This window comes from Prevotella sp. E9-3 (genome assembly GCF_022024015.1).
Lineage (GTDB): Bacteria > Bacteroidota > Bacteroidia > Bacteroidales > Bacteroidaceae > Prevotella.
Window position 1 is genome coordinate 3205965 of sequence record NZ_CP091786.1, and the last position, 12754, is coordinate 3218718.

The 12754-nt window shown below is 47.9% G+C and carries 7 protein-coding genes; 2 read left to right on the forward strand and 5 right to left on the reverse strand.

Annotation, left to right across the window (positions count from 1 at the left end; genetic code table 11):
* Window positions 1-2: 2 nt before the first annotated feature.
* Window positions 3-617, reverse strand: a complete 615-nt coding sequence (rplC, locus tag L6475_RS12495) for a 50S ribosomal protein L3 (protein ID WP_237820516.1) — start codon at window positions 615-617, stop codon at window positions 3-5.
* 514 nt (window positions 618-1131) lie between these two features.
* Between rplC and L6475_RS12500 the strand changes: the two genes are divergently transcribed.
* Window positions 1132-2643, forward strand: a complete 1512-nt coding sequence (locus L6475_RS12500; protein WP_237820518.1) for a cache domain-containing protein — start codon at window positions 1132-1134, stop codon at window positions 2641-2643.
* Window positions 2636-4549: an ATP-binding protein gene (locus L6475_RS12505; RefSeq protein WP_237820520.1), complete on the forward strand. Its 1914-nt coding sequence runs from the start codon at window positions 2636-2638 to the stop codon at window positions 4547-4549. Before L6475_RS12500 ends, L6475_RS12505 begins: the two co-directional genes overlap by 8 nt.
* Before the next feature lie 95 nt (window positions 4550-4644).
* Here the strand turns inward: L6475_RS12505 and L6475_RS12510 are convergent, their stop codons facing one another.
* Genes L6475_RS12510 through L6475_RS12525 form a run of 4 tightly spaced genes read right to left on the reverse strand, consistent with a single transcriptional unit; the run spans window position 4645 to window position 12741 of the window.
* Complete coding sequence (locus L6475_RS12510; RefSeq protein ID WP_237820523.1) at window positions 4645-4821, reverse strand: hypothetical protein; 177 nt, start codon at window positions 4819-4821, stop codon at window positions 4645-4647.
* 24 nt (window positions 4822-4845) lie between these two features.
* Window positions 4846-6030, reverse strand: coding sequence for a hypothetical protein (locus tag L6475_RS12515; RefSeq protein WP_237820525.1), 1185 nt, complete (start codon window positions 6028-6030; stop codon window positions 4846-4848).
* A 16-nt stretch (window positions 6031-6046) separates the two neighbouring features.
* On the reverse strand, window positions 6047-6637 hold the full coding sequence (locus L6475_RS12520; protein ID WP_237820526.1) for a dockerin type I repeat-containing protein: 591 nt from the start codon (window positions 6635-6637) through the stop codon (window positions 6047-6049).
* Window positions 6634-12741 (reverse strand): hypothetical protein, encoded by a 6108-nt coding sequence (locus L6475_RS12525; RefSeq protein WP_237820528.1) that lies wholly within the window; start codon window positions 12739-12741, stop codon window positions 6634-6636. The genes L6475_RS12520 and L6475_RS12525 overlap by 4 nt, the downstream gene beginning before the upstream one ends.
* Between the last annotated feature and the right edge of the window lie 13 nt (window positions 12742-12754).

The window sequence follows — 12754 nt, forward strand, 5'->3', positions numbered from 1 at the left end:
TTTTACTTCTCGATTAAAACAGTTGAACCATTGCAACCAGCGCAGCTACCTTTCACAAGGAGAAGGTTATGCTCCGGAATTACCTTTAACACACGAAGGTTCTGCGTTGTTACGCGATCGCCACCCATGTGGCCACCCATGCGCATTCCCTTGAAAACCTTAGCGGGATAAGAACAGGCGCCGATAGAACCTGGCTTACGCAGACGGTCGTCCTGACCGTGAGTAGCCTGACCTACGCCACCGAAACCATGACGCTTCACAACGCCCTGGAAGCCCTTACCTTTTGAAGTACCTACAACGTCAACGAACTCTGTGTCATTGAAGAGCTCAACGGTGATTGTATCACCCAGGTTGTAGTCCTCATCAAACTTGAACTCGGCCAAGTGAGCCTTTGGTGTTGTACCGGCTTTCTTGAACACGCCCATCATAGGCTTAGTTGTGTTCTTTTCTTTAGCCTCGCCAAAACCGAGCTGAACAGCTTTGTAGCCATCCTTCTCAACAGTCTTGACCTGTGTAACAACACAAGGACCAACTTCGATAACAGTGCACGGTACATTCTTACCGTCGGCACTGAAAACGGATGTCATTCCGATTTTTTTTCCAATCAATCCTGGCATTTCAGTTTTAATTTTTAAATAATAAAATGTATAAAATAAATTTTTCTTTTTAAGTGGCGCTCCAATCCGATGCTCATAAACACACTTAAAAAGGCGGCTCTCACTTCTTCGCATTTGAAGGTTAAGTTGCTCTTTTATAGCGTATTGTTAGCAGGAATGCCAGCGCAATACTTATTTTGCGGCTGCAAAGTTACGCATATTATTTTGTATAAACAATAACAATCAACACATATTTATGCTTATTTAACTTTTAGAAGGTTCTTTTTAATCTCACATAAAGCACTCTTTCCCTATTTACTCATCTATCATGTTTCCTTTCCACTTTCATCCTTATATATAATATATATATAATAAATGTAAGGAGGAAGTTGAGGGAGAATTAGTCTAATTGGCCAAAATCAAAGGCAAACCAAACTATTTTTTATTAAAAATGCATGATATTCAGAAATAATGATTATATTTGTCACCGATTTTTAGTGAATGGCAAACTAACCGATGAATCATTAAAAACCAAATGACACAAAAGGGTAGAACTATACGAATAACCCTATCGACTAAACTAAGCCTATTAGTTGTTCTTGCCACGACGACGCTTCTCGTGGTATCGCTCAGTGTGATGCTCTACTATTCACACAATGCCATTAAGATTGAAGCCCTTCACAAAGCCGACCAAAAATTAGAAGGTACCGTCCAGCATATCGACAATATATTATTAAGTATAGAGCAGGCATCGGGGAACATGTACTTTAATCTTCTTCCTCATCTCGACCAACCTGAAATGATGACTGACTTCTGCCTTGAGCTGATAAAGTCTAATTCATATATTGCCGGATGTGCCATTGCCTTCGAACCTTATTATTATAAAGACCGTGAATTTTTCATGACCTATATCTATCGCACGTATAACGATAGCTTAGAATTCTCCAACGTCCCCATTATTCAGTCCGACACTTTTGGTGACTGTCCTTATACCCAACAGGAATGGTACGCCACCCCCGTGAAGACGGGGAAAGCTATATGGATGAATCCATTGAAGGGAAAAAAGATTGACGATCCCTTTGTCACCTTCTCGCTGCCCATCCGAAGAACCGACGGTTACATTGTTGGCATCTTGGCTGTTGACCTGTCTCTCAGCCAGTTGTCGCATATCATCCTCGCTGCCAAGCCTTCACCCAACTCCTATGCAGTACTGTTGGACAGTGACGGTTCATTCATCCTTCACCCCGACGATTCAAAGCTTCTGCGTGAGAATGTTTTCACCGAGGCCAGTCTCAGTACCAACCATACAATAGAAAAGGCCGCCCAATCCATGGTTTCTGGTCAGACGGGCTACAAGCCGTTCCGTCAAGACGGCAAAGACTATTACATTTTCTACAAGCCTTTCAAGCGTACATTGGTACCAGGGCGTTCATGCGAGCGTCTTGCCTGGAGCACTGGTATTGTTTTTCCGAAAGACGATATTTACGGCAGTTACAACCAGTTGTTCTATGTCGTATTGGCAATCACCATCTTCGGACTCTTGCTGCTTCTTGTTATCTGCCGAACTTTTGCTCACTCCTTATTTCTTCCGTTACGAAAACTTTCCGTTTCGGCACAACGCATTTCAGAAGGGCACTATGACGATATTATTCCAGACAGCAATCATCACGATGAAATAGGTAAGTTGCAGGACAATTTCCAGAACATGCAACGTTCACTCTCCAAGCACGTCAGTGAACTGGAAGAACTCAGCAACACGCTGCACGAACGTGGCATCGGTCTGCGCAAAGCCTATGAGCGTGCTCAAAAAGCCGACCGTATGAAAACCGCCGTGCTCCATAACATGACCAATCAGATGATGGTGCCGGCCACAACGATAGCCAATGACGTAAGTACCCTATGTGATAATTATGAGAGCATATCACAAGAGGAGGCCGACCGGATTGTCACTGAAATCCAGGCCCAAGGCAAGAGTATCACTATCCTTCTGAAGAATCTGCTCAGCAGTTCGGACGAAAACAAGGGAAAGGAGGAAGAGTATGCGTAGAACCAGTCTTTCCCTCAAGCTCGGTCTGGGCATTCTCACACTGGTTATCATTGTGTTCACGACATCGCTCGGCACCTTGTTCTATCAGTCACGCCACATTCTTCGCCAAGAAGCTCAGGAGCGTGCCAGCAGTGTTCTCAACACTACGATGCAACGTTTCACCTGTCATTTAAATGCAGTAGAGACAGCGACCGAAGTCAACGCCTGGCTGATTACCAAATACCTTCAGCCGGACTCCTTATTGAATATTTCCCGCAACATTGTTCAAAGGAACCCACATGTTGACGGATGTTCCATCAGTGCCGAGCCGGAAGTCTTCCCACAATTTGGCGGACATTTCTCAGCCTACACCGTACGCGAGTCCGATACCATCACTACCGTCATAGAAGAAAAATACGATTACTTCAGCAAAGTATGGTATGCCACCCCGCGCGACAATGCGAAAGCCTGCTGGGTAGTGTATTATGATGAAGCCGACTCTCTTGAGCTGACCCTTGACGGCATGATTGCGTCTTACAGCAAGCCCCTCTACAACTCCGACGGGAAATTCGTGGCAGTAGTCAGCACCGACCTATCCCTCCGCCGATTGTCAGAGGTCATCAATGCCGAGCGTCCCTACCCTAATTCCTATTATATCATGACGGGAGCCGACGGTCACTTCATCATTCACCCCGATACCACCCAACTCTTCGTCAAGACCATTTTCGATGGTGCCAATCCATATCAGAATGCCGACATCATCTCTCTTGGCCATCAAATGACGTCGGGCCATCAGGGGAGCATAGAAGCGAAGATCAACGGCGTATCCTGTCTGGTTTCCTACCAACCGGTAGCCGGAACCAATTGGAGTCTGGCCATCATCTGTCCTTACGAAGACATTCTGCATGGCTACCACCGACTGGGCATCATCCTCATTCCGCTGGTCATTGTCAGCCTGATAATCATCCTCGTATTCTGCCGGAAGAGCGTAACCCACGCTATTCTGCCGCTGAACCAATTGGCACAGCAGTCATACCTCATTGCCAAAGGCAACTACGACGCGCGTCCTATCGGCCACACCCACCGCAGCGATGTCATTGGCCGACTGCAGAACAGTTTTGCCACCATGCAGGAATCGCTCTCGCGCCATGTCAACGCCATCCGCCAGGCTGCCGACGAGACAGCGCGACAGAACAAGGAATTGGCTCAGGCTACCCTTCTTGCTGAGGAATCAGACCGACAGAAGACCACTTTCATACAGGGTCTGACCCATCAGATACGCACCCCGCTCAACATCATCATGGGATTTGCCCAAGTGATGCGCGACACCTCCGTGCGCCTGCCTGAAGAAGAGATGAAAGGCGTCATCGACATGATGCGGCACAACGGCCATCTCCTTGGCCGTATGGTACTGATGCTCTACGAAAGCTCAGACACTGGTTCGTCCGAAGAGTTGAACAACAAGCAAAAAGAGATGGTGTCCTGCAACGAGATTGCACGCGATGATATAGACTTCATCTGCCGACATTTCTCCAATATCAGCATTGATTTCCACACCAATGTGCCTGACGATTTCTCCATCCTTACCATACGTCTCTATCTGATGCGCAGCATTAGTGAATTGCTATACAATTCTGCAAAATATTCAGACGGCAAGAATATTTCCCTTACTGTAGAACATAAGGGTGAGAGCGTATTCTTCATTATCCAGGACACAGGCCCCGGCATTCCGAAAAACGCTATCGACAAGATGTTCAAGCCTTTCACCAAAATCAACGAGCTGTCGGAAGGTCTTGGCCTTGGTATCCCGCTCACCTATCGCCATGTTGTCAATCTCGGTGGTACGCTTACCCTCGACACCGACTACGACAATGGTTGCCGGTTCATTATCGAGCTTCCCATAGGACAGTCTGGTGAGAATGAATAGTAAAAAGAAAGGAAACGAGATCAGCACTAATGCTGGTCCCGTTTCCTTATATTATATAATAAGGTGTAGCGATTCCAGAAGATCAACCAATTGTTTTATTCATCTTCCCATAAATTCTGTTGTCTGGCATCAGGATCTTTCTGTCCATCTTCATCCACGCCACCATAGCCAATACCCAAGTCGTCGGCATAGATGCCATTCGAACTACAAAGCATCACGTCATCCACATTTTCCGCCATAGTTGCCTGTGGCTGTATATATACCTTTTTCATAAGTCTATCGCTTCCTCCTTTCTGTTATTTCACCATGAGTTTCTTACCGTCTCTGATATAGAGTCCATTTTTGGCTTTGCCAATGCGGCGTCCCTGCAGGTCGTAAGTTCCAGTAGCAATCTGCTGCTGTACGTTCTGAATACCAGTGGGAAGGGCATCGTCTGTAAAATCAAAGCTGATACGGGCAGCAGCATCTTCCACGTTGGTCAATATGTCGAGCAAATCGAAATAGGCACGATAGGCCTTCATCTGTGTCTTTCCAGCGGAATACCAGAACTTGTTGTCGCTCAAGAAGAGTGTAAACTCGTTTAGAAGCGTCCCAGCATGATAGGTGCCATAGAACCCGCCATAGACCACACGCTTCTTGCCCGTCTTTCCGTTGTCCACTTCTACCAAAGCATCGTCTTCTGCGGGATCAACATCCACGTTTTCCACCGAAAACTCCGTGATGGGTTCCGACACCTTAATAACATAAGGGTGGTTGGCCTCAATCTCAGTAGCGTTTTCAAACGAAATGCTGATTGCCGTCACGTTTTCATCATTATCGTAAGTTGACTCTGTGTCACAGAAGTTGCCTAACTGTACGTCATTGCCGAAAGCTGTCTTAACCTGCTCCGCTGTCATTGCAAAGGGCAGGCAGATGGTGCTCCACTCACCGGCATTAATGGTGCGCTTCACTCGAACGTTCACCCCTTCGGCAGCTTCGGGAACTGCTGTTGAGTTCTCGTCGAGAACAATCGTATGGATACTGACCACATTTACTTTGAAAGTCACGTCCGGGGCAATATCCTTGTCAGTGAATCCATAACCAAACGTAATCTTTTTGAGAGTAACATCATAACTGCCAAGCGCCACATCATCTCCCACCTTAACGTCAACACTGAACAGTCCCTCAACATCAGTACCGGCAATCACCTCTGCCGAAGACACAGGAATGGTTGCCACTCCATCAATCACCTCACCTACAGTTGCAGAGGCATTCTTCCATTTGGATGAGATGCTATAGTCACCTGTTGTGGTAAAGCCGGAGGGAAACTCAGCATCAAACTGTAGCGATGTATAAGTGTCGGCCTTGCCACCGCTAAGATTGAGTACAAAAGTCACCGTTTCTCCTGGCAGTGCTTCTACATCTGCCACTGTCACTGTCTGAGCCGTTCCGTTAGCATAAGCTAAAAGGACGGCCAGCGCACAAATAATCAGTCTTTTCATTTTTTGTCGTTAATTATTACCATAATATTTTCTTTGCCACATACTGCTGAACGAGCGATGCGTCCTGGGCGTTAACGTCACCATCACCATTCACATCAGCCGCAGCAACATTAAAGCCTGCTGCATCTGCGCCAAACTTACGGGCTGCATACTGCTGGATGAGCGATGCGTCCTGTGCAGTAATCTCTCCGTCGCCGTTCACGTCACCCTTCAGACTGATACCTAAGTCCAGGACAACAGGCTCGCTGGGTGTTCCCTCCACGGCTTGCGAAGCGAACGTAATAGAAACGTTGGCCACGTATTCCTGTTCATCGGCCACGTTCCATGCCCTAAACGTAATCGTTTCACCAGTAGCTTCATTGCTGCGAATACGCAGTTGAAACACCTGTGTGCCGTCATTGGCCGTGAGCAATTTGCCAATGCCGCGACACTCGTCACCACAGAATGCGGCTACCTCATAACCACTCTGCTGCACCTTTGACAGCTGCACGTATGCCGTCATGTCATACTGGAAGGCATGTGGGTTCACCGACCAGTGCTGGGCAAGTGCGCCTGCTGCCACTCCGAGCAGCAGGCACACGATAGACAATAAGCGCCTTCTCATCATTTTCTGATCACTTTTTGGATTGACTTATTCTCTGAGTCACTCACCACATAGACGCCCTTCCCCAAAGGAGTAGAAGGCTGTAGGCGGCGTCCCATCAGATCATAGACAGCGGTAGTAGGTGAACTCATGTGTACTAGTTTCACGCCAGTAGGTTCACCTACTTGCAACTCGTAGGGCTGCACCATTGTGCCAAGCACTTCGGGACGGAAACTTTCCGTATTGCTTACATTTAGCAGCTCGCCAGTCTGAAGGTTCATCACGCAAAACGAGATTTGTTCACCTCCATTGCCATAGACGTTCATCATCATTGTGCCGCTGACCGTCTGACTGACACCCCGACACTCGTTCTCACAGAAAGCAGCAAGCACCCACTCTGCGGCATCCTCCTGTCGTGAACCGTTCCACAGCTGGGCTATCACACCCATTACATTAGGATATTTCCGCTTGTCAACAATCCATCCATCAGGGTATTGAACTTCGCATACTGAACGTCGCACAATGTTTCTCCTGCTACTTGATTGGGCTGTAGCATTGAGAAAGAGGTTCTTGTCGCTCTGCGAACGATACATATAGCCCAGTCCTGGCTCCATAGTGAGCAGTGTGCCTTGCCACTCGCCTTCGCTGTAAGTAGCCAGTCCGTCCTGTCCGATAAGCATATCACCTTCTTCAGCCTCAAGTTTACTCAGTGCCTCGGTGGGGGTCATCGTATTGGCCACAGGATAGCCCATCCAGTTCCATCCCTCATAAAGCGGAATGGAGCGGAAACCAGCATTGAACAGTCGGCCGCTGAATTGTACCTGGGCGGCATCATCCATCTGCAGTTTATACATCTGTGTAGGCTGCAATTCCTCGAGGTCGCCCATCCATCCGAACCGAGTATCCTTAAACAGTTCTTCTGTTTGACCCACTATACGCGTAGCCTTTGGCTTCAGCGCATCGAGAGTCAACGTCTCCTGCTGGTTGTGCGACATCCAATTCCAGCCTTGAGCCAGCGTGATCTTCGTATCCGTATCAACCTGTGAGCCGAACACCTCGAAGGTGAACTCACGCGCGGCCTCTTTCTGCTCCACATTGCCCGCCGAGTCGGTCACGACAACGTAGAAGCCGTATGAAACGCTTTCTTCAACTTCTATTGCAGCAACAGAATCGATAGGCATATTCGCAGCCGCGAGTTTCCATACTCCGTCAGCATTTTCTTGAACATAGAGATCATACTTCCAAGGCTTAGACATTTCGTCAGATGCCTCAATCATCACTTTGACTGTAGAATCAGAGGCCATTGCCACATCAGCTATAGAGCTTTCAGGTAGTGTAGCATCCACGATGTTTGTCCATACAGGTGTCATAATCACCCCTTCTTGATCAAATACAATAGCAGCACGATTACTTACAGACTCACCTTCCACCATGCCAGGCTTCAGTTTGATGTCAAAGGTCAACTCGCCTTGTCCGTTGCCATTCACATTGACAGGAAGTACGCCTTGCATAACATCCATCGTGGGTTCCATCGACATGGGATCCAGAGATTCAATTGTCCATGTGGCAATACCTTTCTGCTCGTCAAGCGATAGGCTAACTTGTGCAATTACATCGATTGCAGGGCGCAAATCCATCGTTTTCTTCGAGAAATTCTTTTCACCATTGAGTTTCATTTCCTTCTCGCCAATCTTCACACCTGTGGCAGCGAAAGTTGAAAGGTCGAATCTTGATGTGTCGAGCGTATCCTTCACCACAATTGTATGAGCCGAAGCATTTGCAATTTCTGGATCGTTCTCAAACTCGATAGTATAATACACATCAGTTGTCCCCTCTTTCATATACTTGCTGCCAGACTCCGCCATGTAGCCGAAGATGTCATTAGGATCACCAGGATTCCATTGATTGCAACCATGAGGGTCTGGATTGGGACAAGGATCGCCACCGAATGTATTTTGAAATGCGTTTAACCCAGACATGACTTTACCCAACAGTCCAGGGTAAGGAATGCAATGCCCTAACCAGTTATTGAAAATGTCATTGGGATTTGGCAGGTAATAATCTGGGAAATAATCATAAGGATTATCAAATAACCCACTTGCTGCAAGTTGCTCTCGTTGTGCTCTGTTGCTTCTATTATGCAAGGCATTGTGAATGCCCCCAAGTACCTGTCCAAGTCCTAATGCCGTAGCACAAGTGCATTCTTCTATCCAGCTTTTGATAACTCCTGCATATCCGCACGGGTCTGGCATACAGCTTGTTGCAACATTGCCGCCTATATTGCCACTAGCGCTACCGCCACCAGGCAAGATAATCATTGCCCCAGAGCCACTGCCAGAACCGCCACCAGAACCACTGCCAGAACCAGAGCCGGAACCGCCACCAGAACCAGCCCCAGAGCCAGCCCCAGAGCCAGCCCCAGAGCCAGAGCCACTGCCAGAACCACATCCTGAACCGCCGCCATTTCCTCCACTATAGCCTGTACCGTTTTGGGCTAATGTCTGAATAGCATTCATGGTCTCCGCAGCGTAGAAGCTCCATGGTGTGCCTGTCCATGCATAGACATTATAAGTGGCATGGTTGCCGGCTTTAAACCCTATAACATAGGTCTGTGTTTCTCCAGGTAGCAAGGTTGGTATCACAGTAGGAACCATTCGTGCTGCAATGCCTTTCTGCTTGAAGTTCTTAATGTCGTGTATAAACACCAAGCCACTGTCAACCAGCAGTTTATTGGCCTCAACATCAAAGTTCAAGAAACTGAATTCGTTAATCTTCTCCACATTGTCGAAAGCCATATAGAAAGGAATATGCGATAGCGTCAGATTACTTGGATTCGTCACCTTAATACTTACAGGATACGGACTTGCCACACTGCGAGGATCAGTTATCTCTATTTGAATGTCACTAAAGTCTGGTATGGCAAGAGTAACAGCTGATGCTACAGTGATCTCATTCGCATTGCCGTCTTCTTCGAATTGTAACACAAGATCGTAGTTTCCTTTCACCTCAGTTCCATTTAACACAAAGACAAGGGTCGCTTCCGATTTACTCATTGCTGCTACCGTATCAGGCAGTATGATTTGTGCTCCGTTTCTAAGATATGCTGACTTCAATTCCGTGAAACCATTGCCACTGATATTCATCATCTGCACACCAGGCAAAACGCCAAACTCATCTGGCGTGTAGCTCAGCAATGCATACTTATCTATATGTTGATAGTCTATACTCAGATTATGGCAATTCTGTGCAGTCACGTCGTGAAGAGCAAGATAGTATGTTCCGTCCTCAGATGCATGTGAGCCACCATACTTGACAGCTTCTGGACCCGACACAGCATAGAGTTCTTCACCCGAAGGCGAGAATAGCTGCACAGAACAAGGATAGTCGGTCTTGAAGGCCAGACTATCACCTCGCAAAGCCTCCACCTTATACCACTTCACTTCATTGTCAGCAGGCCGTGCTGACGTTTTGTGTTCACCGGGATTCAACAGTGTAACATCCGTCACCTCCTGCTTCACGCTCTCATCCACATATTGCTTCGATGCATCGGTGAACCGTCCAGCAGCATCATAGAAACGGATGTGGATGTCGTTCTTGGCATAGATGACAGGCTTGTCCTGCTCTATGCGGAACTGGAACAGCGACGAACGCAGTGGCTGGCTCTCCACGGGCAGCAGCGATATCAGCGAGAACGGGTCTTGTCTCTCTGGCAACTTCACCTTTGTCGCATTGCTATCGGCCTGGTCATTCAGCCAATACCAGTATTCCGTGATGCCATTGCCACCCAACGGGGTCTTCATGAAGAACTGTGTCTGAGCCTTGGTCGAAACTCCGAAACCGTTGCTGAGCATATAGGTAATGCGATGCAGCCCGTCATCGAGCGATGATACATCAAGGTCGAAATGGTAAGTACCATTGGCCACCTGGCCTGCCTCGGTATAGAACTCAGCTCCATCGATGGCATAGACGCACTTCATCTGGGCAAACTCAGCCGAGGTCGTCTCACGCATGAAAAACGACTGGTAGGCACTTGTGGCGGCACCACTGGGCGTAACCACTTGGATGAACAGGCGATGGAAGCCTTGTGAGAGAGAAGACACGTCGAACTTCCACTCTACAACACCACCATTGGCCGACACTTGCTCCTGTTTGTAGAGCTGGTCGTCAATCATGCAAAGACAGGTCAAATGATCTACGCCTACCACTTGAGGAGTCTTGATGAACGGACGGGTGATAGGAGTCGAAGCAACCCCTTTTCCGCCATCAGCTTGAATATGCAGCACATGATAGCCGTCCACCAGACTGCTGACATCGAGCAGAATGGTCTTGTCAAGATCAGTACCAGTGGTCAACGTGGAGAAGTCATTGTCGAACCAGCAACGCCAACTGCTCATAGTGGGCATATATAGTTTGTAGAACTGGCAAGTCACTATGCCCGACACATTGCCGTTGGTGCCCACCACCTGATAATGCAGCATGTGGAAGCCCTCTGGCAACTGGCTCACGTCGATATCGAATGCGCCCTGCATCTGTGGCGATGATTGCATCTGGTCAATGGCATCATCGAACCAGTAACGTCCATAATTGGCCGTAGAGTTGATTGTTTTGACGAAGAAACGGGTTACGGGTACACTGAGTTCTCCTTCCTCATCGCTCACCTGGAAGTGGAGTGTGTGCAAGGTTTCTTTTAGTTCACTGATGTCGGCATCAAAACTCCACTTGGGCGAATTGCTCAGACCGGTATGCTCTGTGCGCTCATCGTTGTCGAACCAGTAGCGATACTCGTATGGAAAGTATTGCTTGCGAGCAGTGGTGAGGGCTTCTATCCATCCCTCTATCTGAGCATTACTCTCATACGTATGGCCTGACATGGCCGATATGATTGCGGCAAGTGTTCCTATCAGTGTCTGATCGCTGCTGCCTGCTGCACCTACCCTCTCACCATATTTATTATAACAGGCTGCGAGTTGTCCAACAAGCGCAAGACCATCTTTAGCATAAGCCACAGCTGCATCTATCTGTTGTTCAACTGATTGTTGAGCACTTTCTGCAGAGTTGACATTGATAGTATTAAATGCTGCCAATGCCTCGTTCAGCTGTCGTCTTCCTTCGGTGGTCACGTTCTCTGTGGTGAGCAGACTATTTACTTCTGCCACCTTTTTGTTGAAACGCACGTCGAAAGTCATTTGCTGATGGTCGGCTTCAGTACCATAGTATAACAGAGTGAAATTATCCCAGATACACCACAACTGCGTATTTCCCTCCAAACGGGCGCCAAGGGTAAGAATACCGTCTGTCACATTGACAAATATCGGCTGCGTTGCGTAAAGTCCTTGACTGAAAGAAGCAGAAGCCAAAGCCATCGAGTTTTCTGCTCCCTGCCTTACAGGAAATGTCTGAGTCGCATCGTTCAGAAAGAATACAGGCAGATGACTCTCATCTGAACCGTCCTGAGCATAAAAGCCCTGTGCCGTCAGTCCATAGACGCCATTTGGAACATTTAGTGTCTGGCTCATGGTGAACGTGGCGTGCCACGACTCCACACAGTAGTTGGTCACATCGCCTTCATTATTCTTATTCGATGCCTCAAAAGTCCATGCATTGTAATGCCGGTTGTTGCGGCCAAAGTTCGGGTCGGCTATCAGAAACGTTGCATTCATGGGGGCGGCCTGAGTTGCCTGACTGAGTGCAACCGTAGCATCGTCCACAGAGACAATCTCCCACTGCACATTGGCTGCTGTGGGGTCAGTCTCGGTTTTGCCTAATACAGTACTGCTGCCGTCATAGCCGTAGTATATCTCGCCATTGCTAATGGTGTAGTAGCCATTGGCACGCTGCTCAATGGTGAGGGCTATGGGCGTGTCGTTGTCCATGAAGTTACCATTGAAGTAATAAGCCGCTTCGCCATTGTTCACCTGGCTCTCCAGATGGTACTTACCATCGTCGAGCTGTGTCCACGTCACGTATTCGGGATTGCTGACCAGCGAGGCTTGTGTGCCCCAACTGTTGGCTGCTCCCCAATACTTACCTGTAGCAACGTTGCGCACCAGATAGTTGCCACTATCGAGTGCAAAGCCGTAAGCGCACAGGCTGAGCGTAAAACATAGTAATAATATTCGTCGTCGCATAAGTACAACTATT